The following is a 23,998-nucleotide window of genomic DNA, read 5'->3' as shown; positions in this document are numbered from 1 at the left end:
ATGTAAAAAGCGAGACTCGTCGTTTTTAACTTCATTAATCATATCAATGAGGCCTCGTTCCATCTAAGTCCTAGCAGGAAGATCCCGTTATAGGACGCATAGATTCCATCAACAATGGGTTGAAGAGGATATCCGCTTTGCACTCTTTATATTATACTCATTTTTTAACAGAATAAGATAAATATCATGATTCGAGCAGATTATTATTATCAAATAAACAAAAACGAGGTGTCAGCTCTACATGAATAAATATAATGATGATCTTGTTTCAAAAATAGGCGATTTTTCACGGCTTGCAAGAAATTTCCTAGGGATCACTGACAACGATGTAGAGCTCCTGCATCAAATGAAGGACCGTGTTTCGCCCACATTTGAGGCCGTCATCACACAAGCGGCTACTTCCTTGTTGAATGACCCCCAGGGACAAGAGTGTATTAAACAGTCAGGCCTTAGCCAGGAAAGAGCCGTGGCCCTCTTCAAATACTGGCTAGAATCTGTATTCACAGGAAACTTTGATGAAAAACACGCCCTACTCGTTGCAAGAATCTCTCTTGCACATGTGAGAAACGGTGTTAGTGAGGATCTCATGGTAGAGACCATGGGCGCTTTTAACAGGGAACTTTTAAAGCTATGCTCGACTCCGCGAGAAAGCATAGCTGTTACGAAGGCCCTTTACTGGAATCTAAGCATTATGATCTCCGCATACGAGTATATAAGAGGCCTCGTCAAGGTGAAGGCTTTAGGAGTAGAAAGAAACCTTGAGGAAAGACTTGTCAGGCTGTATGCGAAGGAAGTCTATACTGAGATTGCCAGGCATATATACTAAAACACCATAATATTGCAGTGTGAGATCTCTCTTAATGCAAGATTTTCACGCTTAATTTTCTGCTACACTTATCTTTCCGCTGCGAAGATTCCAGGAATATTCTACCTCTTCTCCCTCTAGCTTAGCATGCTCTTGAGGTAGGCGTAGTAACCTTTGACGAGATCACCAGGGAAGGGATTTATCACCGTTATATCCAGCATAGACCTCAATGACTCGTCTATTGTGTAGATTATTCTATTTCCTAGACTTTTCGCTAGCTTAATGAGGTAACAATCACAAGCCTTGATTTTATGAAAAGCAGCGTTTTCTATTGCCTCCAGGTCATCCTCAGGGTGAAAACGGGGGTAGAAGGCCGGCGAGCGCGTGGCAAGCATCCCGACAAGTAATCTCTGTATTTCCACTGGGGACTCGAAGGTACGTTGTAGCTATTTGGTACTCGCCAAGGACAACGATTACAGGTATTGCTGCGTGCTTTTTTGGCAAAAGCACCTCATATAAGAACTCGACTGCTGCCCCTCTCGCAAAGGCCGTCTAAAAGTAGTGGCTACACTAAAATATTTATGCACGCTCCGCTAGCGTTTAAACCTGAATAGGATGAAAAAAATAGAGGCCTATGCATTCTTGATGAGCGTATTACTTCTAGGCGTGTCCATATCTGCCGCGCCTACATCGACTCTTACCGATTTGAGAGCCAAGCCGATACCTGTTAACTTGCCCTGGTATCCAATCGTATTCTTCGGGGATAATAGACCAATTGACTACCTGGCAGACTACCCGCCAGAAGTATTCTATCATGCTATAAATGAGATCAACGCGATTTACCCCATAGCGGTCATAGGGCTCGGTGATCATGTCGGATACGGGTATGAGTCACAGTACAGAGTCTTCTACGAGATCATAAACTCTACGAGGCTTGAGAACACGTGGTTTATCATGGGTAATCACGAGGTAGTATATCCCGACGGCTGGAAGTACTGGTCACAATATATAGGTCCTCTAGACGCTATTAGAGACGATATCCCAGGCTGGAGGATAGCCCTGTTAAACACTGAGGCGGATGTCAAGCGTTGGGAGCAAGCTCTCAACCGGACTTATAGTGGCTTGGACGGTAGGAAGATCATTCTAGTTTTTCACAGGCCAGCTTACCCAGACGTGAACCACAATATAAAGCCCGAGCACAATGCTTCTCTTCACAAGTTCATGAACATGTATGGCTGGCCGGCAATCGCTGTTCAAGCGCATTGGCACGGCTGGGCTTCGCAAAGTTTTAACGGGACCCACTGGATCATAGCCGGTTCTGCCGGGGCACCCCTTTACCCTGTTAGCGATTGTAGGGGAAATGCCTCATGTGTCTCAGACTACCATTATCTGGTGATGGTTCTCTATCCAAATGGGACGTATTCCTATACACCCGTCTCCATCCCTAGGGGAAGTTTAAGCCTCAAGGTCTTAAATTCCACTGCATATTTAGTAGAAAACCGTAAGATCGACGTGTACGGCCGACCAGCAACGGTACCTGTCAGATTAAAGTACACTGTTGGAGATAGAATTTTATACGTGGTTCTCCTAGCCCCGGCAAATAAAACAATCATTGTAAACATCAATACCAAGCTTCAAAACAAACTCGAAACAAACGCCACCCTCTTCTACGCTTACTACGTCACAACAGACCCCATACATGCCACTGTCGTAAGCTCCCAGCAGAGCCCGATCCTAGCCAACTATGGTCTCACAGGGATTCCAAAGTCATCTACAGAAGCACTCCAAACTTTGAATCCACCCCCGCCACCGCCTTCACAGTCCTCCAAGCCCAGCCAAGCTCCATCTACGCCCCAGACAACCTCTAATGCAACGCCGCCCGTTACGGCTACCCCGCAAGCCTCCCAGCCTTCAAGCTCTGTAAATATCTCCCAAACGACTGTTCCCGTCAATGCGACTCAACAAGTACCTGTTCCAACGACTACAGCTCCCATACAAGCTGAGCCAAAGCTTCTCATAACCCCGTCTACAGCACTGCTGATAATAACCCTGGCAGCCCTAGTAATAGCCGGCATAACAGTGTATATAAGAAGGAAACAGACAAGTGTCTCCCGACCAGCATAGCTCACTTCTACAAGCAGCTTAGGTTTTGAAAAGCCCTTATCCCTTTTTCGGAGAGAAAAATTTTAGGAAAAATAGAGAGCGGCTAGACGAGGCAGTGGAAGTTATGAGCAAGCACAGCCTGACTCTCCGGACCCAGGGACAATAAGATTAGACTCGAATAACTTCTCCCAGCACTTCCTGCAAACCCATACTCCCCCTAGTTCCTTGTGTGTAGCCCAGAGAAGACTTTCTGCTTCTTGTCCACAAATGGCGCACCTCATATTTATCCATTTATATATTCAAGAAGAGATTTTTAGCTTTTTCGACTCTTACCACTCATCATTGACGTGTCATCAACGCCTGAGAAAAACTTAGAATAGTATATTCAAGCAAGAGTCTAAAAAGCTGTGCCTATTTCTTAAAAGTGTGAGGTTGTGGTCCATACATCCCAGATACCTTGACAGGTATGGGCTCCTAGGCCTTTGGCGCGAAGCGCTTCTAGCACAGAAAGTCCTCGAAGGGCTAACCAAGGGTTACACGTCCCATCCCCAGCTTGAGAGATTCAGGGCTACAAGTGATCCGGTACTGTACATCGGTACATACTTGTATCACGTCTACGACGAGGGTGTAAAAAGGGGGTACAGCTTTAACAAGGATAAGATTATCAGATATGATCTGAGCCTAAGGCTTCCGGTGACTGAGGGACAGATTATCTTTGAGTTTAATCATCTGCTTAGAAAGCTCAAGGAGCGAGATCCATCTAGATACGAGGCGATACGTCGAATTAATAGAATAGAAACCCACCCTCTGTTCTACGTGGTTCCCGGGGACATTGAACCATGGGAAAAAACGACGAGAATATCTGCTATGAGAAAAAAGCGTGAGTCTCCGAGTTAGAGGAACGAAGAAGGATATTAATATTCATATTCTGGCATTGACCAACTTAACAACTTATTCATATACCTAACAGCTAATACTGTTTTTTCGTGAGTGAAAAACTCAGGCTTGTCTGCCCCCGCGACTGTTATGATACGTGCTTCATAGAGGTTGAACCCTTAAGCCTCAAATCCCGGGGTAGTACCCTTAATCCTGTAACAGGTGGGTTCCTATGCCCGCGTGGAAACGAGGACAGAAAAAGAGTATTCTCGAAGGACAGGGTTTTATACCCCTACGCGAGGCTTAACGGCAAGACAAGCGATTTTATACGTATTGATTGGGAGACGGCTTTAAATCTTGTAGCTGAAAAACTTAGTGACACATTGAGGGCTCATGGTCCAGGCAGAATCCTACATATTGAATATGCAGGCAACATGGGTCTTCTAACCATGTATTACCCTTTGAGGCTATGGAACAGGCTGGGAGCTGCAAGGACTGACTGGAGCATATGCAGTAAGAGCGGGCACGATGCTCTCTCACTACATTATGGGTTAAGCTATGGAAGGCTCCCAACCGATATACCCTCATCAAAGTTGTTGATTTTCTGGGGTTTCAATGCCGCGGTCAGCGCACCACACATATGGAGGCTAGCCTTAGATGCGAGAGAGAATGGCTCGTTCATAGTTTCCGTTGATCCAAGAAGGAGTGAAACTGCTAAACGTAGTGACTTTTGGATCAGTCCACGGCCCGGAAGCGATGTTGCACTGGCCTACGGTGTTGCTTACCACCTAATCACGGGAGAGCTCCTGGACTATGACTTTATAGAAAGGTATGGTGAAGGATTCGAAGCTTATAGAGAAGAAGTCTTGAAATGGACACCTGATAGGGTCGAGAGCATAACCGGAGTAGATGTTTATAGTGTTAAGAGACTCGCTGAACTTTATGCTAGTTTAAAGCCGAGTATAACGCTCATAGGCTTCGGGGTTCAGAAGCGTGTAGCAGGGGCCGATATTGTCAGGGCAGTCGCGCTTCTCCCGGCTTTGGTTGGAGTGCATAGGGGTTTCTATTACTCTAACAGTAAAGGCTTCTTTGTCAACACGGCAAAGATAAGCCTCGAGGACAGGTTTCAGCCCTCTAGAACTGTCAGCCAGGTAGCCCTAGCTGACCTCATTGAGAAAGGTGAATTCAATTTCATATTCATTTACAACTCGAACCCCCTCCTAACCTTACCGCGACCCGATAAGCTTCTACGGGGATTCATGCGAGAGGATGTTTTTGTTGTAGTACATGAGACACACTGGACCGAGACTGCAAGAGCAGCCGACGTGGTTCTACCGGCCCCAACTTTCTATGAGAAAACCGACGTTGTTATCCCATACGCCCACAACTACATAATGCTCTCTCGAAGTGTTCTTGAACCGTTAGGAGAATCACGGGACGAGGTGTGGCTGACTTGCAGGCTTTCCGAGAAGCTGGGGGTCGATAGAGATGTTTGCGTAGATCGTAATGAAGCTTTAAGGCTAGCATTGGAGGAAGCCATAGAGGGAAGCATAGATGAGCTTTTTAAGGGTGCCGTGCTCACATTGAAGTACAGGCCTCTAAGCGAATATCAGACACCAAGCGGCAGGATAGAGTTCTATTCTAAAACAGCAGAGGAAAAAGGTTTTGATCCACTACCACGGGTAATTGAGAAACAGGAGGGTTTTGTCCTGCTTAACAGTGCGCATCCACTCTACACGCATACCCAGTTCCGGGACGTATATGGGGCTATTCCGGGCATAGTCCACATGAATGAGCATGACGCTCTAGAGCTTGGAATCTCTGAAGGAGAAACCATCGAAGTCTACAATAATCATGGCGTTGTCGAGTTGCGGGTACATATCACTCAGGACGTCCCACGGGGAGTCTTATGGTCCCCTAGAGAACTTATAGGACTGAACGGTGTAGCTCAAAATGTCCTCGTTGGAACGGAGGTTCAGAGGTTAGGAGGTGGTCCCACGTTTAATTCTACAAAGGTCATGGTAAGGAAAAAAGAAGGATAACGATCCGTTATTTCTCCTCGGCAAGTTCTGCTACTTCCCGAGCCCCTTTCTCAAGCTCTCCAACCTGCTCTGGATCTAGAGTCTTCAAGAGGGCTAGGAACTCTCCCACGTGGGTCTTCTCCTCGCGGGCAACGTCCATGAAAACTTTCTTGACAAGTGGATCCTCAGCTGCATTGGCAAGCTGTACATACAGGTTTATTGCGTCCAACTCTGCAATAATAGCCAGTCGGATTGCCTGTGCAAGCTCATCTTTCGAGAAACGTTTACCACTAGGGATTTCAAGAGGGTTTTTTCCAAGCATACTATAAAATCTTAGCCTGCCTAGTATTTAGCTTTGTTGCTCATGGATGGGTACCCATCGTAACTTGTTTTCCTGCACTAGTCTCGCCAGGAATCTTGTCGATTTAGCCACGTCGTTTCGCGTGACTATCTCCTCTAATTCAAGCCATTTAGCGTCAAGAGCATCCCCGCCTGGCTTCAACTCACCAGATATGCTTTCAGGGTCGAAGAGAACTCCCAGTAGAACATAATGAAACCATACCCGAGCCTCCTTTTTGACTACTATGTTTGCGACGAAAGACACACCGACGGGTCTACCCTTTAGTCCTGTTTCCTCATAAAGCTCTCTGCTAGCAGCCTCGATTATACCCTCCCCAGCCTCAACAGCGCCCCCTGGGAGAGCCCAGAACCCCTCGCCGGGCTGGCCCCCTCTCTTAACCAATAGGAGTTTGTTCTCCCTGAGTAACACGGCACTAACACCCGCGATTGCATATAGAGGATATTCGCGGCTACACACTCCTTGGATCACCGCAGTTTATAATTTAAGTCATCAATATATTATCTGTCCATTAGATTCTACATCTTTCAGTCTACCTGAGGCATCCTTGCTATTACCATGTACACGTTCTTTTCTGAGAGTAGCGAGGCTCTACGGCATGTATGACAAAAATATATATAATAAGGAATATATCGGGTAACTGTTATGTCTTGTGCCGACTTTTTAACCAGTAGACGAAGCATTAGAAAATTCATGCAGGAGCAAGTCCCTGATGATCTACTTTGGAAGGCTTTCGAGATAGCAAGGTTTGCCCCAAGCGCCCACAATAGGCAGCCTTGGCGCTTTTACCTCGTGCGAGATCGGTCTAAAATAACAAGACTCGCAGAGCTTCATAGATGGTCGAAGCCTATTCTAAACGCTCCAGTTGTGGTAGTGGTTTTCTCAGACGCGAGTATATCGCCTGTTTCGCATATCGTGGATGGCTCAATAGTAGCAACATACTTGTGGCTAGCGTTGCATTGTGTTGGCTTAGCTACAGTTTGGATATATACGCTTGAGAACGTAGAGGAGATAAGAGAGATATTAGATGTTCCTGACAATCTATATCCTATCGCTATATTCCCAGTAGGTTTCCCAGCTGAGTCTCCTCCTAAGAGGCCTAGAAAAGATCTAAAAGATCTTGTTGTAGAGGTATAATTCATTCCTAAAATATTCGCCGAATTCTCTACAAAGATCTTTTTACCTTTTATTTGGCCCATACTCTACCATACTATAGTGTGTGCTTAGAGAGATACTTAACTTGGCATCTTATTGCTAGGGGAGAACTCCGGTAACCCCCTTAACCCATTCTCCAAAAAAGTAACCTATAGCTACGACAAGGAATATGATTCCTATGTTCTCAACGTAGTCTCTCAGGAAGGCGCGGTCCATTATTACAGCGCTGTAAAATGAGAATATTGCGAGGACAATGAAGGCTAGTATGAGTGACAAGACGAGGGCATGGAGGAGTGGGAGCCCAGCTAGGAATGGGGCTGTCAGGAGGATCACAGTGAGCATATACATGAGGCCTGTGACGATGGCTGTGGTACCTGGGGATTTACCTTTTTCCTGTTTTGACTGGAGGTATGCCGCGGCTGACATAGACATTGAGGCGCTCACTCCAACTATTAGTCCAGCAATACCTGTTGTAACGGAGGAAGCTGTATAGCCTAGGAAGCCCGCATGAACACCTGAGAGCTCGATTATGGCGTCGCTCATACCTAACGCTATAGCGCCTAAATGCTTCACTGCAAACTCTTCGAGCTGGTTTGTGAGGGACGTCTCATGTTCAACCTCGTCTTCAATTATTTTCTCGAGGATAACTTTCTTATCCTCCTCTAAAGCGCCGGATTCCAGTATTCCCCGATACTCGGCGACTACTTTTCCCTCATGTCGCTCAAGATACTTTATTGTGAAGACCTTACCCAGCACCCTAGAAAGGAGGATGAAAAGTCTAAGTCTTGCAAAGTCACGTGTTGTGAGCCGTACTTCACCTGAAAAAAGCTTCCAAAACTCATAGTGCGCTCTCTCTTGCTCGGACATCTTCATGAGTAACTGCTTATTCTCAGGTTTCTTCTCCCTCTTCGACATCTCTAGATAAAGGATGGAATCGAATAACTCGTCAAGAGCAAACTCGCGAGCTTTTACCACAAGTTCCTCCTTAGTGATCATTAGATTCGCGAGAGTTCTAACACTTCTGTAAATAAAAGAGTTACTTGCTAATGAAGCCAATTTTTCTCAGCTCAGCCTCGACCTCCGCGAGAGAGGGTATTTCGTGGGATCCAAGCCTTGTAACCTTTATACCTGCTACAACAGTAGCAAACCTAAGTGCGTCAGGCAGGGGGTATCTCTTCAAGCCCATTATTATGCCGGCTGCAAGTGCATCTCCTGCACCCGTGGTATCAACTACTTTTCCCGGTAGATATGAGGGGATTTCAAATTCTTCATCTCGCGTCGATACATAGACGCCTTTTCCCCCTCTTTTCACTACTACTATCCTTACGCCTGTATCGAGCAAGACCTGTGCAGCCTTTTTATAGTCTTCCTCACCTGTAATGGCAGTAGCCTCGATTTCATTGGGCAGTATGAGGTCTGCGTGTGACAATACCGGTCGCAAGGCTTCAAGGCCAAGCCTTGAAATCCTCCGTCCGGGATCGAATGAGACGAAGGCTCCTTTCTCCTTAGCATATCTAGCTGCTACTGCCGAGGTGTCTACGCGCAAACTTGCTATGTGGACATGCTTTGTTTTCTCAAATACTTTGGCATTTATCTCCTCTGGCTTGAGTTCCTCTGAGACACCTTTATGCCCATACATTAAAATCTGGCCCGACGAGTCAATAATCACGATAGTGAAGCCCGTTTTTCCGTTTGTTGCTTGAATCCTTATGTTAGATACATCCACTCCCTCCTTGACAAGATCCTCGAGTGCGTTTTTACCAAAGTCATCGAAGCCTACCTTTGCTATGACCGTCGAGTTTCCTCCAAGCCTGCGAATCCCTATAGCAACATTGGCTGCGCTGCCGCCGACTCCGTGGCTCTGGCTAAGTATAGTGCTTTCTCTATCTGGCGCAGCAAACCTGTCAACGCTGAAGCGTAAGTCCAAGAGGACGTGACCTACAGTTATGGCGTCGTAGTACTCGTGAGACATGGCTACCCAGCCTTCTTAACAGCCTCCTCAGGATCTAGGCCCTCGTGAACGACTGCTGATATGGCCTTTGCCGCCCCTTTCGGGTTTTCATGCTGGAAAATGTTTCTACCAACCACTACTCCCTGTCCGCCAGCGTCCATCACGCTCTTGACGACATGTAAGAAGTCCAAGAGAGTCTTGGCTTTAGCTCCTCCGCTCATCAGTACGGGTATGCCGGCAGCGGTCTTCACAACTTCGCGGAACGTCTCAGTGCTTCCCGTATAGTAGGTCTTTATGAGGTCGGCCCCGCTCTCTATAGCCGCACGGACACCGTAACGAACTACCTCTACGTCGTACATATTCTTAATCGCTGGCCCCCGAGGATAGGAGAGTTGTAGGCATGGCAGACCATATTTCTCAGCTTCTCTCTTCACGGTAAACCATTGTCTGAGCATAGAGTCCTCATAGTGACTCCCCCAGTAGACGGTGGCCGCTACAGCCTCAGCTCCAAGAGCTACGACGTCTTCAACCCAACCAAAGGGGCTCTGTAGAAGTCGCGCGTCCTCGGGTCTCAGGCTTGTCTTGCTCGTGACCTTGACAATTAAGGGAACCTTGCCAGCCCATACATCACTCGTAATGTTAGCCATGCCTGGTAGCAACATTATAGCGTCAACAACGTCAACTATCTTCTCGAGGATCTTCCTGGGATTTATCGTCTCTCCCGAGAAGTCAGAAGGCCCGTGCTCTACACCATGGTCAAACGCAAATATCAGGCTCTTACCGTCTGGCAACAGTCTCCCTAGCCTAATTTTCTTTCCAACAGCTGCATAGCTCAACAAATTCACCTCATAAGTCTAGATGAGGAACACCTATTTGTAGAGTATGTAATTAAAGACAATAATACTTCATTGCTATTTAGACTACGATTTTCTGTATTCTTTCGAAAGCCTCCTCAAAATCCGTTATTATTTTATCAACAAGGGTCGGGTCTATAAACAAGCCATCTTTGACAAGAAGTTTACCGTTGACGAATACATGTTTTACACTTTTACATCCGCCTGAGAAGACGAGGTTTTCAAGAAACATCGTTGAAGGCTGAAGGTACAAAGACCTCAGGTCTACGAGCACTAGGTCGGCGTAGGCGCCAGGTTGAATACTTCCAATTTTACCTGTTATCCTTAATGCACGGGCACCGTTGATCGTCGCTGCATCGAAGGCTTGTTGCGCGGATAATACAGTTTCCTTTAGGATGGCCCGCTGCATGAGTATAAACGTCTTGATCTCCTGGAACAAGTCCAAGGAATTATTGCTTGATGCCCCATCAGTGCCTAGGCCAAGATTCACGCCTCTCGAGATTAAATGCCAAGCAGGGGCTACCCCGTTACCTAGCTTAGCATTACTAGTGGGGCAGTGGGCTACACTTACACCATGTTTAGCTAGGGTATCAATGTCTGTTCTCGTTAAGTTTACGCCGTGAACTATTATAAGCCATGGTCCTAGAACACCCATTTTCTCTAGAAGGAGTGTCTCGCTTAAACCGTACAACTTCCTGGCTATCTTCTCGTTAACCTGGCTCTCAGATGAGTGGGTCTGAACAAAGAGCCCATTCCTTCTAGCCTCGATCGCGGCGATTCTGAGAAGCTCAGGGCTGCTGCTTGGAATGCCGACAGGGCCTAAACCTAATTTGACAAGCGGGTCTTCCTTGAATTCTACGGCGTCTCTAACGACTTTCTTAACAATTTCATCTGGATCGTTTATCCTCTCAAACCCGCTTGGACCGGTCTCCTGAGTGTCTACTAGAGCTGCAGCCTCGAAGAGCCTTACACCTACTTCACGAGCAGCGGAAATCACGGGCCGATAGCTAAGCTCCATATCTACGAAAGTCGTTGTCCCGCAAAAAAGCCCCTCTAAGAATGAAAGCTTTGAAGCGACTCCTATTGCCTCCTCGTCGATAGACTCATAGATTTTATCGATGCGGTAAAGCCAGGCCATCAATGGGATATCCTCTAGCAAGCCCCTAGTTGCCGTCTGAGTGGAGTGCGTGTGGAGGTTGATAAGGCCTGGGATGACGGCGAGTCCTCTCGCATCAACCTCTGTGTTCGCGCCTAGGCCCTCCAGATCCTTGTAGTCTCCTATGGCCTTTATAATGTCATTCTCGATGAAGATGGATGCTCCTCGAAGAATCTCTCTTCTAGAGTTTTGTGTTACTACAAGGTCGGCGTCTTTAATGAGAATCTTCACTATCGGAGCCCCTCTTCAAGAAGTTCTATAGCCCCCAAGACTAAACGCGTCATTCTCTCTACTCCTGATAGGTAATCCGTGTCGGTGAACTGCTCAGGCGTCTCGACGAGGTTGTTTCCCATACAGAGCAAAACAGCGCCCGCCTTCTTCCTGCGGATCCTGCTCACCACGTAAATGCCGCTAACCTCGTTCTCCACACAAAGAACACCCCCCTCAAGCCAAGGCTCATATACTCTACGAGCTTGGGGAGGCATCTCGCCAACCCAGGTTCCACGGTAGTAAGCATCATGAGTCCACACAATCCCCGTCTTAACCGGTATCCCGAGTTTTCTCGAAGACCTGAGGAGAGCCTCCACAACATCGTGATCGGCGACCGCTGGATACTCTGTGGGCAGATACTCCTTAGAGGCGCCTTCGCCCCGAACCGCCGCCTGTGCTACTATGATGTCTCCCGCGTGGACTGAGGGCTCGACACCGCCGCATGTACCTAGTCTTATGAATACCTCTGCCCCAACATTGGCAAGCTCTTCCACAGCGATAGTAGCAGCCGGGCTACCGATACCTGTGCTCGTAACAGATACCCTTATCCCTTTCCAATACCCCGTATAGGTTACATACTCTCTGTTCTGTGCAATTTTCACAGCGTTTTCTAGATGACGAGCAATAAGAGGAACCCTACCAGGGTCACCGGGAAGTATCACGTATTTTCCAACGTCTCCCTTGCGGCATCTAATATGGTATTGTGCGTCTCCTGGCATCGATTATGATGTGATATTCGTCTCTAATAAACTCAATTTATCCCAGGAGTTTATGTTGACAGGGCCTGTATTATGTAGTCTCTAGCCTCGCGAGCCTTAACGGATGATGCAACCTGTATCTTCGGGTATTTAATATAGGGGAAGGCCTCCTCCTCAGAGCCACTCGACTCTAACCATCCTCTCTTATCCGCTATTGTCTGACCCCTAGTTGCCCCCTCTCCCAGAGAGACCGTTACAGGGTACGTCGAGAACTCAAAGAGCTCCGGTTTAATAAGAGCAGTGAAGGCAAGAGGGTCGTGTAGCCCAAAAACCCCTCCGAACACTCTTAAACCCCTCTCGGTTATCAAGGCGGAAAGCCTAGCAAACTGGGACTTCGACTCCTTGAGCTGCCTCCATTGTTCCCAGGTGAGAAGCGTTTCCGGGTGCATGGTGACGTCTAGGCCAACGGCTCTGAGCTTATCACCGAAGGCTTCGAAGACCATTAGGGCCGCCTCGGGGTCATTGTATATGTTAAATTCCGAGACAGGCGTAGCGTTTCCGCTTGAGTAGCTCGTCAAAGCGAACCATCCCCCCATAACCACAATCTCCTTAACACGGCTCGTGACGTCGGGGGCTAGAGCTGTTAAAAGGGCGATGTTTGTTAATGGGCCCAGTGTCAAGATTGATATCTCTCGCTTAGATGCCGACTCCAATACTTCGAGAAGAAACCTAACCCCACCCTTCAAGGGCTCACGGGAGGCTTCTGGTAATCCGGCGTCTCCCAAGCCGTCCTTTCCGTGAACCCACTCGGCTGTGACAAGCCTCCTGACAAGGGGCTTGGATGAACCTTGCCTAACCTTATTATAAAGGTCAGAGGGGGCTTTAACTGCATCAAGCAACCGGATAATATTCCTAGCCCCCCTCTCTGCTGGAACGTTGCCGGCCACAGAGCATAAAGCAAGTATCTCAACATTGGGGTTGTTAAGAGCCATTAAGAGGGTAAGGGCATCATCAACTCCCGGATCAGTGTCTATTATTAAATGCTTCACGCACCTTAACGGGCTAAGGCTGAATTTTAACTTTATTCCATGCCTAACTATTGATTAGTAATAGCTTTCAAGGGTAGGCTTTTAATTACGTACTAGTCATTGATATCTTATGCATGCAAGCGTCGTTGGGAGCACACACGTCGACTTCTACATAAGAGTTCCAAAGCTTCCAAGGCCAGGCGAGACAGTTAAGGGTAAGGGCTTCGTGATAAAGCCGGGGGGCAAGGGGGCGAACCAGGCGGTTGGTCTGGGCAGGCTCGGAATAGAGGTATACATGATAGGTAGGATAGGTAAGGACTACAAGGATTTTCTCATCTCTAATTTCACCAGAAATAATGTCAGAACAGACTACGTCTTCATTGACGAGGAGGTGAATACTGGTATCGCCTTCATACTTTTAAGCGACGATGGAGAAAACATGATAGCCTTTGAACCCGGTACGGATAACAGGCTTTCCCAGGCTGATCTTGAAAAGTCAGAGGAAATTATTAGGGGCAGCAGGGTGCTACTAACACAGCTAGAAATCCCCCTTGAGACAGTGAGTACAGCATTAGATATAGCTAAGAGACACGGCGTCACGACAGTTCTCAATCCAGCACCGGTTCAACCCCTCCCGTTCAAAGTTCTCGAGCATGCAGATGTACTTACTCCCAACGCTGTTGAAGCGAGCATGCTAACTGGAATCGAAGTATCTGGCGTTGATTCTGCCTTGGAGGCTGGTAGAAAACTCCTCGAGAAGGGTGTAGGAGCAGCAGTTATAACTCTGGGGGCAAGGGGGTCAGTCGTCGTTAGAAGTACTGATGCTTATTTCATACCAGCTGTAAGGGTGGAACCCGTAGACACGACAGGCGCTGGTGATGCGTTTAACGCGGGTTTGGCTTATGGTTTAATGCATGGAAAGGATTTAGTGGAGTCGGTACGGCTTGCAAGTATAGTTGCGGGATTAAAGGTTACAAAGATGGGTGCACAGGATGGCCTCCCATGGCTAGAAGAATTAGAAAAAGAGAAGCCTTGGCTATATGATCAGACGAAGCCTGTCAGGATCAGTTGAAAAACTCCTTGGTTTAGGTTTCACTTTCACTGTTATCAAACCCCCCTTGGATAGCGTGCTTCAAGTGTAGTAATTTTAAGCATCGTTAAGTGTTAATGCTTGATGCCCCGTGAAGGTGGCTCGAGTTGAAGACATAAAGAGGATGGACGAGCTGGCTAGTACAAAGTACGGAATTTCACAGGAAATACTAATGGAAAACGCGGGCGCCAGCGTTGCACGACTTATAGAGAGTTTTGCAGATGCGAGGGGGTTAAGAGTTGTTGTAGTGGCGGGGGTCGGGAATAATGGAGGCGACGGATTAGTTGCAGCTAGGCATCTTGCCTCTCAAGGAGCGGATGTAAAAGTATACATCATTGGAGATTTAGAGAAGATTACTACTCTGGCACGGATAAACCTTGATAGGATCATGAGAATGGGGCTGCCCGTAGAGCATGTCGCGGAAGACATAAGCGGCTTATCAGAGGAATTACACCAGGCAGACGTAGTGATAGACGCATTGTTCGGCATTGGTCTCAATAGACCCGTTTCAGGGTTATATGCTCGAGTCATAGACGCCGTCAATGGTTCCGGGTCGCTCGTAGTGAGCGTAGACATACCTTCAGGCGTGAATGGTGATACAGGTCAGGTGATGGGAGTAGCTGTAAAAGCAGACTATACGGTTACTTTTGGACTCCCAAAGCCCGGTCTTTTAATATATCCGGGAGCTGAACACGCAGGTGAGATATACGTTGCAAGGATATCTTATCCAATCGAGCTTCTAGAGGATGAAACCCTGGTTATAGAGACGAATGACCCTGTTCAGCTTCCTGAGAGAAAACCAGACACGCATAAGGGTGATTACGGGAAGGCTCTCTTTATAGCCGGTTCGAGGAGATACATGGGGGCACCCCTCTTTTCAGCATACTCGTTCCTCCTGGCTGGAGGCGGCTACTCTAGGCTTGCAACGGCATCAAGTATAGTGCCATACCTAGGTTCAAAGGCGAGCGAGGTTGTCTACGAGCCATTACTTGAGACCCCATCCGGGAGCATATCATATGCTAACAAGGACAGGCTGCTTGAACTGGCCGAATGGGCAGATATTGTAGCAATGGGTCCTGGACTAACCACGGAGGAAGAAACTCTTAGACTGGTCAGGGATCTGGTTCCTCTTATCAAGAAGCCCTTAATCCTCGATGGTGACGGTTTAACGGCGGTTGCCGGCGCCCTGGAGCTCATCAGAAAGAGAGAAGCTCCTACAATACTTACACCACACCTGGGTGAAGTGTCTCGGCTTACAGGAATCTCGGTTGAAAGGATAAGAGAGGATAGAATTGGTTTCTTGAGGACGCTATGCAGAGAGCTCAACTCATACATAGTTTTAAAAGGTGCACATACCCTTGTAGGGACGCCAAGCGGTAAGATCTACGTTAATTTGACTGGAAACCCGGGGATGGCTAAAGCGGGGTCAGGGGACGTTCTTGTAGGAGTAATAGCAGCGATGCTAGGCTTGGGACTGGACGTGGGGGAAGCGACACGTATGGCAGTCCTCGTTCATGGTTATGCTGGAGACTACGTAGCATCTCTTGAGGGCATCGATGGGGTAACAGCTTCGAGGATGATGAGAGTACTTCCAAGAGTATTGAGAGAGCTCCGTGAAAACCCGGAAGACTTTTACAGAAGTTATTCTTTACAGACTCTATGAAAAATTAAAAATTTTTAAATTAGCTAGGATACCCTGAACTTAATGGAAGAGAGAAGTGTAACCAGCCTGGCTCTCCCGATAACGATCAGTACCATCTCAGACTCCTTACTTAGTCTGGTCGCATTAATCACTGTTTCAAAGCTCTCAACGACAGCCGTAGCCGCTACCGGTCTCGCAGCATACCTTTTCTTCGTAATAAACGCGCTAGCCTCGGTGTTTACCGGAGGCTTAATGGTGGTTTTAGCACAGGCCATAGGGGCTAGGAAAGAAGATATAGCTGGCTCTGCCACGGGAGAGACGCTTTGCTTAGCATTCGTCCTGTCAGTTCTCATCGTCCTTTCCACACCTTATTGGCTCTCCAGCTACTTCCTTGCAGTCTCCTCTGGTAACGCTGAAGTCACTGAGTTAGCTCTCGAGTATACTTTCCTGAGGCTTCTATCACTACCTGCACTCTTTGTAAACATAGTTTTAGCCTCGTTGTACAGGAGTGTTGACAAGCCGTGGCCCAGCGTATATGCCTCCCTCATAAACCTCGGGCTAGGGCTTCTTTTGATACCGCTATTCACCCTCGGAGGATTTAATGTCAAGGCTATGGGACTAAAAGGTGCAGGATTCGCTACCACAATATCAAGCTACTTCAGCCTGGTAGCCTATGCTATATGGAAGCCTCCCATAAGGATTCAATTAACCGTGCCAGGCAGACTTAGCCTCAAAGTCTTGATGCTGGGAACTCCAATGGCTCTCGAAAGATTCGTGGCAAGTATAGCTCACAATATATACGTAAACGCCGTGGCTAAAGGTGGGACCATAGCTCTCGCCGCCCACAATATAGGAGTGAATGTGGAAAGCTTGATCATACAGCCGAGTTTCGCCATCAGCCTGGCAACACTCGTGAGAACCGGACAGGAAACAGGGGCTAGGAACCTGGAGAGCGTTAGCGCCCGGCTACGCGAGGGAGTAGTGGTGGGGGCTATTACGATGGGGTTGGCCGCACTGGCTCTGGTAGCCTTGTCCCCGTTCGCCGGCTATATGTTCACGAGTGACCCCGAAATTATTCGGTTGACCCAGGCGTATCTAGTCCTAGCAGCTCTCAGCGAGATTGGATTTGGCATCAGCAACGCCTTCTATGGGGCTATGAGAGGCATGGGGAGCGTCTGGCTACCACTTTTCATAAACATGATAACTGTAGTATTCTTTAGGGCGATCCCAGCCCAGGTGTTGGCGGAGAAATACGGCGCTATAGGCGCCTGGGCAACCCAGAACACCGACATGTATGGGAGAGCCCTTCTCGCATCACTCGCCTGGCGTATTCTCGGGGCTAGGAGGCTAGCTAAGAGAGTCTTTTAAACCAAAAATACTCCTACCCCGAGACGTCATTATTTCGTTGCTATAATGCTGTGTTCTACCATTTTTCTAGAACTGCTTGCTCATCATGATTCTAAGCTTTTGACGCGGCTTGTTCCCTCTAACGCCAGGAGACGCCAAAGTTCATCCTCTATGGGCTTCAGGATTTCCTCCTCTTCACCATTCCTGCGAATGAGGGTTACGCCTCCGCCTTCTCCAAGACTTCCTATTATGGAGACCTCTATACCTAGTGAAGAAATGGTTTTTAACACATCTTCCACTTTTCCCGGATCAACTGCTAAGAGAAGAGACCCTGAACTAATAAGTCTTAGCGGGTCTAAGCCAAGGATTCGACAAATGGTGAGGGTTTCTTCCCGAATCGGCACTTTTCCCTCGTATACTCGAGCTGAGAGTCCAGACGCTATGGAGATCTCCTGGACAGCGCCTATAACACCACCTTCTGTGGCATCGTGCATGGCATGTACACCCCCTGTTTCAAAGGCCGCGAGGGCTTCGCGGACAACGCTTATCTCTCTTATGAACTCTCTAGCCTTTAGGAGAATTTCCTCCGAGACTTTTCCTTTGAGTATATGCTGAAACTCGCTAGCAATAATAGCTGTTCCCTCGATACCCGCACCCTTAGTGAGGACTAAAAAATCACCCGGCCTCGCATTAGCAGTGTATATAACCTTTTCCCTTTTACCGATACCGATAGCCGTTGTAATCACTATGGGTCGATCAATCCCTGGAGTAATCTCTGTGTGCCCTCCAACGACAACCGCACCAATCTCGTCTGCCGCATTCCTTATTTGTTGAACTATACCCTTAATCATCTTGTACTCTAACCCCGGGGGTAAGAGTAGAACCGTGACAAGCCATCTTGGCCTTACTCCTCTTGTAGCAATATCGTTGGCCGAGACGTGCACTGAAAGCCAACCTATATTCTCGACAGCACCGGTTATTGGATCGGCGTGGACCACGAGTACATCGTCGCCTAGCTCTATCAGCGCGGCATCCTCGCCAATACCTGGGCCCAGGAGGACGGAAGGGTCTTTCCTGTATATAACGGAGAGGATTTCCCGGAGTTCAGTATATGGAAGCTTCCCGAAAGACAAGAGCAATTCCCTACACCCTGCCTAAAACCTTTCTAACCTCAACTCCCACGCTAACAGCCACGATAACTCCGGCCAACGCCTGGAGGATATTACCGGGGAGCTCGGCGTAGGCTCCAGCCCCGTAAAGCAAGAACTCTACTAAAAAGTACCCTAGCACCATCACGGCGCCGCCCGCCAGACACCCAGCCAATGCCTTAATCCTCCCATCCTTACCGCCGAGGAGTCCGACGAGGAACCCCTCAAGCCCTTTAATCACAAGCGTGTAGGGAGCCCATCCCGCGTAGCCAGACAGCACATCGGCTAAGGCAGAGCCTATTCCACCAGCCATAGCCCCTACCAGTGGTCCAAACAGAATTCCTGAAAGCATGACCATGGTATCTCCCAGGTTTATGTATCCATGGGTCTCGGGAACAGGTACTTGGAAAATCATCGTTGCTACAGTGGTAAGCGCCGCCATCACGCTTGTCGTGGCAACAATTCTCGACTTATCCCACTTCACGTTTTTCATAAAGGATTTTCTTGGTTAAAAATCTCGTCTCTGGATGTACGAAAACCATATATATTAGATTTACCCCCCTCCGACGATCAACCATCAACTCATTATTTCCTTATTTTAGAAGCACTTTCTCGATGAAGAATGGCTTTCTCTACGACATAGCTGTGGCGGACGCAGAGGCGCGGCTATGGTTTAAGAGCACGAGTGGGGCTATCTCAGTAGAGAAACATCCATTCCAGAACTACTTCTATGTAGACGTGGAAGCTTTCTCGGGTCTTGACGTGTTCTATTCCGAGGTAGAGGAGGTTAAGCTTAGACTCTTCCCGAGAGGATTTAAGCAGCTAGTCAAAGTCTCCTTTGAGACCCAGGCAGAGTACCGGAGCGCAAAGCGTCTATTCGAACAGAAAAACGTTGAAACCTACGCGTCTGATGTTCCAGTTTATCACAAGGTTCTCGCCCCCCATGGGTATGTTCCAATGACTCTTAGAGGCGAAGAGTACAGGATAGAGCCCCTACCCATGAAAACCGCTAGGTTCTCGCTGATAAAGGGACCAGCAGGGGAATACGCGCTACACTTCCATGCGGGGGAGGAATTCTCTGTTAGAGGCCCCCTAGACACCGTCCTCCTAGAGCTCTCAAGGGCAATCCAGAAGTATGATCCGGACATCGTCTCCTCCAACCTCAGCTACGAAGAGCTGAGGGGGCTTGCAAGGGAGGCGCGACGCCGGGGCATACGTCTCGGCAGAGGAGAGCAGCCCTTAGAGGGCAGGATATTCATCGAGCACTCCCTGCTTGAACGTATAGGTCTAACGGGCCTCGAGGAGAGGAGCAGGTTTACCTTTCTACCACCAACCCATGCCGCGAGGGTCAGCTATGGTAGGATGATAGATCTGCGGCAGAGCTATGTCTTGCTCTCAAGGGGCTATGCTGTACCTAGGAGGATGAACCTCAACATTCCCGTGAGGACAGCCTGGGAAATCCACCTTTACGACAAGGGAGGACTCATAATAAGGCCTCGCCCAGGCCTCTATCGGAACGTGGCTGTACTAGACTTCGAGTCGATGTTTCCAAATCTTATTGTTAAGCGGAACATAAGCTATGAAACAGTCAACCGGAGGGGAGTTAGAAGGCGGCCGAGGGGCCTACTCCCGGAGCTCATCGAGGATGCACTGCGTAGAAGGCTATACTACAAGGGGGTTATGCGCTCTTCGAGTGGCCCAGATACGAGGTGGGCTGATGAAAGGCAGAGCGAGTTGAAAATGATACTTGTCTCGAGCTACGGTTACAGCGGGAACAATTACAACAGGCTGGGAAACCCACTTACCTTTGAATGGATAAACAGGTACTCTAGGAGGGTGATGCTTGAAGTCCTTGGCTACGTGGAGAGACAGGGTTTCAAGGTTATCTATGGCGATACGGACAGCGTGTTCCTGCAAGGCGACAGGGCCTCTGCTGAAGACTATGAGAGACTTGCACTCAGACTTTCTGAGCGTGTAGGCCTACCCATGAGGCTGGATAATTTTTACGAGTGGCTTTTCCTATTCCCTGATAGAGACGAGAAAGCAGGGGTAGCCAAGAGGTACATAGGAGTGAGTAACGGGAAGATCAACGCTAAAGGAGTTGAGGCTGTGCGAAGCGGGGTTCCCAGGATTGTAAAAAAGGCACAGCTTAGGATTGTTGAAAGAGCAGTAAGGGCCAAGCCCGGTGAAGAGCTCAAGGAGGTATTATTGAGGGAGCTTGAGGCGATTTATGAGGAGCTTTACTCTGCGAGGCCCGAAGACCTCGTGGCCGGCTCCACACTCAGAAAGGAAAGATATCTCTCGAGAAACCCGGTCTTCATAGCAGCCCAGCAGTTGAGGTCGAACGGCTACACCGTGGCTGTAGGCGATTATGTTGAGTATGTGTGGGTGGATGCCCTGAACCCCAACCCGTATCTACGCGTACAGGCCTGGAAGCTTTACGATGGTAGGGGTCTGGACATGAAAAAGTACACGGAGATCCTTGACAGGGCGCTCTCACCGATTCTACTTGCTCTGGGATTCAGACCCGAAGTTATGCTGGGACACCTATATCCCACGGGAAACCGCAGTCTGCCTCCACCAGCATAATATTTTATTTATTCATCACCACATAAATCAAAGAGGGGTTTGACGGACGATTTAGCTCTGATCGCAAGAAGAATAATCAGAGGTGAGGCCCCCCAAGAACTGGAGTCTCTCGCTCTTGCTTACCGAGAACTAAGAGAAACCTTCAACACGAAAAGTCAAAGCTGGTACTACAGAGCTCTTTACAGGGCACTGGCAGGAGTAAAACCTGTCAGAAAGGGAGAGTGGCTTGTTAAAGGATTCCGGGAGCTAGGTGACTCAAGGCCTAGTTACAGGGTATGGCTTTCGAATGGGAAATACAAGTGCGAGTGCTTCTACACCAGATATGGGTACACTAGAGAGAGGGGAATATGCACACATATAGCAGCAGTTATGCTTTGGAGGAGACAAAGGACTCTAAGCGAGTTCGTTGACCGTAGGGTCATGGAAGAGGATACACGCTAACTCTCAAACGCCTGTCTATTACAACAAGCTTCCTATTGCCTATCTTCTCCCACCCCTCTATCCCGCCTACAGGCTCTGAAGCAGCAGCAATTAGCTCGACGCCATCAATCATAAATCTCCCAATATGCATTGTGTAGTACTCGATGTTTTCATCCAGGAAGTAGTTTAGAACGTATAGCTGGTTGCCGTCACTGAATATTGCATTCAGACTCGTATACTCTAAGCCATTCATTGCTTCAATGGTACCTTTAACTCCATCTACAACGCTCCCTTTCTCCTCAATATTCTTGATGAGTAGCTGGAAAAAAGCCTCCGAATCAGTATTCCCCTGGAGCTTGTCTTCCCTATCTCCGAGCATACTCCTCAGTACTGAATAATCCTCGATTGTCCCGTTATGTGCAAATGCCCAGCCATCGCTGACAAAGGGATGAGTATTCTCAAATGATAACTCCCCACGCGATGCCTTACGGATGTGTGCTATGACCAGCATGGCGTTTATGCTCCTTATCAGACTCGGAGCCGTTTCAGACCTATATAAGGCAGAGCTTTCCTTGTAGAGTTCCCAGCCAGCGCTACCTGTCCATGCAATCCCCCAGCCGTCATCATGCTCCTTTGAAAGTGTGAATAGGTTTGTAGCTCCGCTAAAGAAGGCAAACGCAGGGCTTAAAGGTTTGACAGAGATATAGCCAAAGATCCTGCACACGTCTTTTAACTATTTATGCCTAAAATACTTGTCTGTCTCAGTACCCTAACCATCCTGCCATGGATAATGCATATAATAAGCCTAATATTCTTCTTCAATTTTGGATTGACCGTGGCTGATGAAGCACTACAAACTCTCCTCAGAACCTCAATACTGGTAATGCTTGCAGAGCTGGGCGATAAGACGATGATAGCGACAGCTACCCTGGCCTTATTCAATAATCCACTCCACGTGTTGATCGTCTCAATTCTTGGCTACCTTACAGCGAACGCTGCACCAGTCGTAGTCGCGTGTAGTGTTTACTATTTCCTTGACGAGGCGAGACTACTCCTAAAACTCCTCTCAGGCTTACTTTTCTTTTTGATTGGGCTCCACATGTATAGATCTAAAAACCATAAGCTGGAATCTAAAGGCAAAGGATTAACCTTCACCACAGTTTTCCTATCGGAAATCGGCGACAAGACACAACTGGCTACAATTGCCTCCGCTGCTGGGGCTGAAAACCCCATCCTTCCCCTTCTCGGGGGTGTTATAGGCTACATGGCTGCAAACATCTTGGGCGTGATAGCCCTCAGGCAACTGGCCAGGAAGTTAAACCTTACAACTCTTCACAAGATTTCAGGAATAGTCTTTATGTTTATTGGGCTTTTAACAGTTTTCCTACTGATGCTTAGCCTTTGAGACCGTTCTCAGGACTATCTCCCTTAGCTCCTTATCCTCAAGGGAGAGTTTGTGTAATATAGTATATCTATCTCTTAGCCTCGGAGCTAATAATAGAGCCGTTACGGCCTCGTCAAGCGTCATGTGAAGGTCCTCGATGCTTGTAGGAGCTCCTACCGCGTTCAAGGCCTGTTTAATTCGAATCCAGTCCATTCCATGCAGGTATGCAGCTATTATGGTGCCAACACCTACTTGCTCTCCGTGCAAGGCGCGTCCAGGGTAAAGCTTGTCAATCGCGTGGCTGAAGAGATGCTCTGAACCACTACATGGCCTACTGCTTCCCGCGATCGACATGGACATCCCTGCAAGAAGCCCAGCCTCTGCTAGCAATGTCATGCTCTTCTTGGAGAAGGACACGATACTCTCAATGTTTTCGAGGACGATATGGGCAGCCGCTTCCGCCATCCTTAAAGCCGACTCAGGGACGTGTTCCCCAACCTCTCGCGCTGCCAACCTGGCGTCTGCGACGCTTGTAATCTTCCCAAGCAGGTCTCCAACACCACTCGCTAAGAGTCTCCTCGGAGCCTGCGAAATAACGTCTAGATCTACTATAACAGATATAGGCGGAGCCGTGAAAAGCGACAATGGGTTGCCGTTCTCATCCTTCAGCGCGACTATAGGGCTTGCAAACCCGTCGTGGCTGATAGAGGTCGGGATACTTATAAAAGGCTTCTCGAGCTTAAAGGCAAGATACTTGCCTACATCTACAGGTCTCCCCCCTCCCATCCCAGCCACACAGTCAAAGTCTAGAGTGGACAGCTCCACATGCATCTTGTCAAGCGTTGGCCGGTCGTTGGTCGAGACATTAATAAAGATAGGCTTGATGTTCATTCTCAACAGGATTTGCTCAATTCTAACGCCATACAGCATCCTCACATTGACGTCGCTCACAATCAAGAGTGAGTCACACCCATACTCCTTAAGGACCTGGGGAACGTCCTCGAGAGCTTCCTCGCGAATTATCACATGTCGGGGTGTCTTGAAGTTCAATCCACAATCTCCTATAGACGCTCGACTTTAGTCTTAAAATCTTTTACTCAAAA

General features: G+C 48.2%; 24 protein-coding genes. 11 read left to right on the top strand and 13 right to left on the bottom strand.

All coding sequences use genetic code 11. From position 1 onward, the window contains the following. Positions 1-241 precede the first annotated feature (241 nt). A complete protein-coding gene (locus tag ACP5KC_RS04835; protein ID WP_428286904.1) occupies positions 242-826 on the top strand; it encodes a protoglobin domain-containing protein in 585 nt (194 codons plus the stop codon). A 116-nt stretch (positions 827-942) separates the two neighbouring features. Here ACP5KC_RS04835 and ACP5KC_RS04830 read toward each other — a convergent pair whose 3' ends face one another. Next, entirely contained in the window at positions 943-1,227 is a 285-nt protein-coding gene (locus ACP5KC_RS04830; protein ID WP_424740091.1) for a hypothetical protein, read from the bottom strand. Positions 1,228-1,420: 193 nt separating this feature from the next. Between ACP5KC_RS04830 and ACP5KC_RS04825 the strand changes: the two genes are divergently transcribed. The 3 genes from ACP5KC_RS04825 (at position 1,421) to ACP5KC_RS04815 (ending at position 5,826) form a co-directional block, all read left to right on the top strand. Next, positions 1,421-2,929, top strand: a complete 1,509-nt coding sequence (locus ACP5KC_RS04825) for a hypothetical protein (RefSeq protein ID WP_428286903.1) — start codon at positions 1,421-1,423, stop codon at positions 2,927-2,929. A gap of 405 nt (positions 2,930-3,334) precedes the next feature. After that, the gene (locus ACP5KC_RS04820) at positions 3,335-3,805 is read left to right on the top strand and encodes a pyrimidine dimer DNA glycosylase/endonuclease V (protein WP_424740095.1); all 471 of its coding nucleotides are present in this window, start codon (positions 3,335-3,337) and stop codon (positions 3,803-3,805) included. A gap of 89 nt (positions 3,806-3,894) precedes the next feature. After that, on the top strand, positions 3,895-5,826 hold the full coding sequence (locus ACP5KC_RS04815; RefSeq protein ID WP_428286902.1) for a molybdopterin-dependent oxidoreductase: 1,932 nt from the start codon (positions 3,895-3,897) through the stop codon (positions 5,824-5,826). A 7-nt stretch (positions 5,827-5,833) separates the two neighbouring features. Here ACP5KC_RS04815 and ACP5KC_RS04810 read toward each other — a convergent pair whose 3' ends face one another. Next, entirely contained in the window at positions 5,834-6,127 is a 294-nt protein-coding gene (locus ACP5KC_RS04810; RefSeq protein ID WP_052883680.1) for a ferritin family protein, read from the bottom strand. Between the two features lie 27 nt (positions 6,128-6,154). Beyond that, the gene (locus ACP5KC_RS04805; RefSeq protein WP_428286901.1) at positions 6,155-6,634 is read right to left on the bottom strand and encodes an NUDIX hydrolase; all 480 of its coding nucleotides are present in this window, start codon (positions 6,632-6,634) and stop codon (positions 6,155-6,157) included. A 174-nt stretch (positions 6,635-6,808) separates the two neighbouring features. On the opposite strand from ACP5KC_RS04805, the gene ACP5KC_RS04800 reads away from it, so the two are divergent. Continuing rightward, positions 6,809-7,300: a nitroreductase family protein gene (locus tag ACP5KC_RS04800; RefSeq protein WP_052883681.1), complete on the top strand. Its 492-nt coding sequence runs from the start codon at positions 6,809-6,811 to the stop codon at positions 7,298-7,300. A gap of 117 nt (positions 7,301-7,417) precedes the next feature. On the opposite strand, the gene ACP5KC_RS04795 is transcribed toward ACP5KC_RS04800, so the two are convergent. The 6 genes from ACP5KC_RS04795 to ACP5KC_RS04770 form a co-directional block, all read right to left on the bottom strand. Then, entirely contained in the window at positions 7,418-8,314 is an 897-nt protein-coding gene (locus ACP5KC_RS04795) for a VIT1/CCC1 transporter family protein (protein ID WP_428286900.1), read from the bottom strand. Between the two features lie 40 nt (positions 8,315-8,354). Beyond that, positions 8,355-9,290, bottom strand: coding sequence for a carbohydrate kinase family protein (locus ACP5KC_RS04790; protein ID WP_428286899.1), 936 nt, complete (start codon positions 9,288-9,290; stop codon positions 8,355-8,357). Positions 9,291-9,292: 2 nt separating this feature from the next. Further along, positions 9,293-10,108 carry a class I fructose-bisphosphate aldolase gene (gene fba, locus ACP5KC_RS04785; RefSeq protein ID WP_428286905.1) on the bottom strand — a complete coding sequence of 272 codons (816 nt, stop codon included), beginning with the start codon at positions 10,106-10,108 and terminating at the stop codon, positions 9,293-9,295. 76 nt (positions 10,109-10,184) lie between these two features. Next, positions 10,185-11,510 (bottom strand): amidohydrolase family protein, encoded by a 1,326-nt coding sequence (locus ACP5KC_RS04780; protein ID WP_428286898.1) that lies wholly within the window; start codon positions 11,508-11,510, stop codon positions 10,185-10,187. Beyond that, positions 11,510-12,268 (bottom strand): nucleoside phosphorylase, encoded by a 759-nt coding sequence (locus ACP5KC_RS04775; protein WP_052883685.1) that lies wholly within the window; start codon positions 12,266-12,268, stop codon positions 11,510-11,512. The genes ACP5KC_RS04780 and ACP5KC_RS04775 overlap by 1 nt, the downstream gene beginning before the upstream one ends. Positions 12,269-12,318: 50 nt before the next feature. Then, entirely contained in the window at positions 12,319-13,296 is a 978-nt protein-coding gene (locus ACP5KC_RS04770) for a nucleoside hydrolase (RefSeq protein ID WP_052883686.1), read from the bottom strand. 109 nt (positions 13,297-13,405) lie between these two features. Between ACP5KC_RS04770 and rbsK the strand changes: the two genes are divergently transcribed. The 3 genes from rbsK (at position 13,406) to ACP5KC_RS04755 (ending at position 17,375) form a co-directional block, all read left to right on the top strand. Next, positions 13,406-14,347 (top strand): ribokinase, encoded by a 942-nt coding sequence (gene rbsK / locus ACP5KC_RS04765; protein WP_273434228.1) that lies wholly within the window; start codon positions 13,406-13,408, stop codon positions 14,345-14,347. Between the two features lie 109 nt (positions 14,348-14,456). After that, the gene (locus tag ACP5KC_RS04760) at positions 14,457-16,028 is read left to right on the top strand and encodes an NAD(P)H-hydrate dehydratase (protein ID WP_428286897.1); all 1,572 of its coding nucleotides are present in this window, start codon (positions 14,457-14,459) and stop codon (positions 16,026-16,028) included. A gap of 42 nt (positions 16,029-16,070) precedes the next feature. After that, positions 16,071-17,375, top strand: coding sequence for an MATE family efflux transporter (locus tag ACP5KC_RS04755; RefSeq protein ID WP_052883689.1), 1,305 nt, complete (start codon positions 16,071-16,073; stop codon positions 17,373-17,375). A gap of 83 nt (positions 17,376-17,458) precedes the next feature. Here ACP5KC_RS04755 and ACP5KC_RS04750 read toward each other — a convergent pair whose 3' ends face one another. Together ACP5KC_RS04750 and ACP5KC_RS04745 are read right to left on the bottom strand one after the other, a co-directional pair. Beyond that, on the bottom strand, positions 17,459-18,493 hold the full coding sequence (locus ACP5KC_RS04750; RefSeq protein ID WP_052883690.1) for an AIR synthase family protein: 1,035 nt from the start codon (positions 18,491-18,493) through the stop codon (positions 17,459-17,461). 4 nt (positions 18,494-18,497) lie between these two features. After that, positions 18,498-18,986, bottom strand: coding sequence for an ECF transporter S component (locus ACP5KC_RS04745; protein WP_236944910.1), 489 nt, complete (start codon positions 18,984-18,986; stop codon positions 18,498-18,500). Between the two features lie 131 nt (positions 18,987-19,117). Between ACP5KC_RS04745 and ACP5KC_RS04740 the strand changes: the two genes are divergently transcribed. After that, on the top strand, positions 19,118-21,091 hold the full coding sequence (locus ACP5KC_RS04740) for a DNA polymerase domain-containing protein (protein ID WP_424740113.1): 1,974 nt from the start codon (positions 19,118-19,120) through the stop codon (positions 21,089-21,091). Between the two features lie 39 nt (positions 21,092-21,130). Continuing rightward, positions 21,131-21,532, top strand: coding sequence for a hypothetical protein (locus ACP5KC_RS04735; RefSeq protein ID WP_428286896.1), 402 nt, complete (start codon positions 21,131-21,133; stop codon positions 21,530-21,532). Here ACP5KC_RS04735 and ACP5KC_RS04730 read toward each other — a convergent pair. Continuing rightward, positions 21,510-22,235, bottom strand: coding sequence for a class II glutamine amidotransferase (locus ACP5KC_RS04730; protein WP_428286895.1), 726 nt, complete (start codon positions 22,233-22,235; stop codon positions 21,510-21,512). The two genes, ACP5KC_RS04735 and ACP5KC_RS04730, sit on opposite strands and share 23 nt — an antisense overlap. A gap of 15 nt (positions 22,236-22,250) precedes the next feature. On the opposite strand from ACP5KC_RS04730, the gene ACP5KC_RS04725 reads away from it, so the two are divergent. Then, positions 22,251-22,916, top strand: coding sequence for a TMEM165/GDT1 family protein (locus ACP5KC_RS04725; RefSeq protein WP_428286894.1), 666 nt, complete (start codon positions 22,251-22,253; stop codon positions 22,914-22,916). On the opposite strand, the gene ACP5KC_RS04720 is transcribed toward ACP5KC_RS04725, so the two are convergent. Then, positions 22,896-23,945 carry an iron-containing alcohol dehydrogenase gene (locus ACP5KC_RS04720; RefSeq protein ID WP_424738840.1) on the bottom strand — a complete coding sequence of 350 codons (1,050 nt, stop codon included), beginning with the start codon at positions 23,943-23,945 and terminating at the stop codon, positions 22,896-22,898. The genes ACP5KC_RS04725 and ACP5KC_RS04720 overlap by 21 nt on opposite strands. Between the last annotated feature and the right edge of the window lie 53 nt (positions 23,946-23,998).

This window comes from Infirmifilum sp. (genome assembly GCF_049970975.1).
Lineage (GTDB): Archaea > Thermoproteota > Thermoprotei > Thermofilales > Thermofilaceae > Thermofilum > Thermofilum uzonense.
This window is presented reverse-complemented; position numbering and strand designations above follow the sequence as displayed.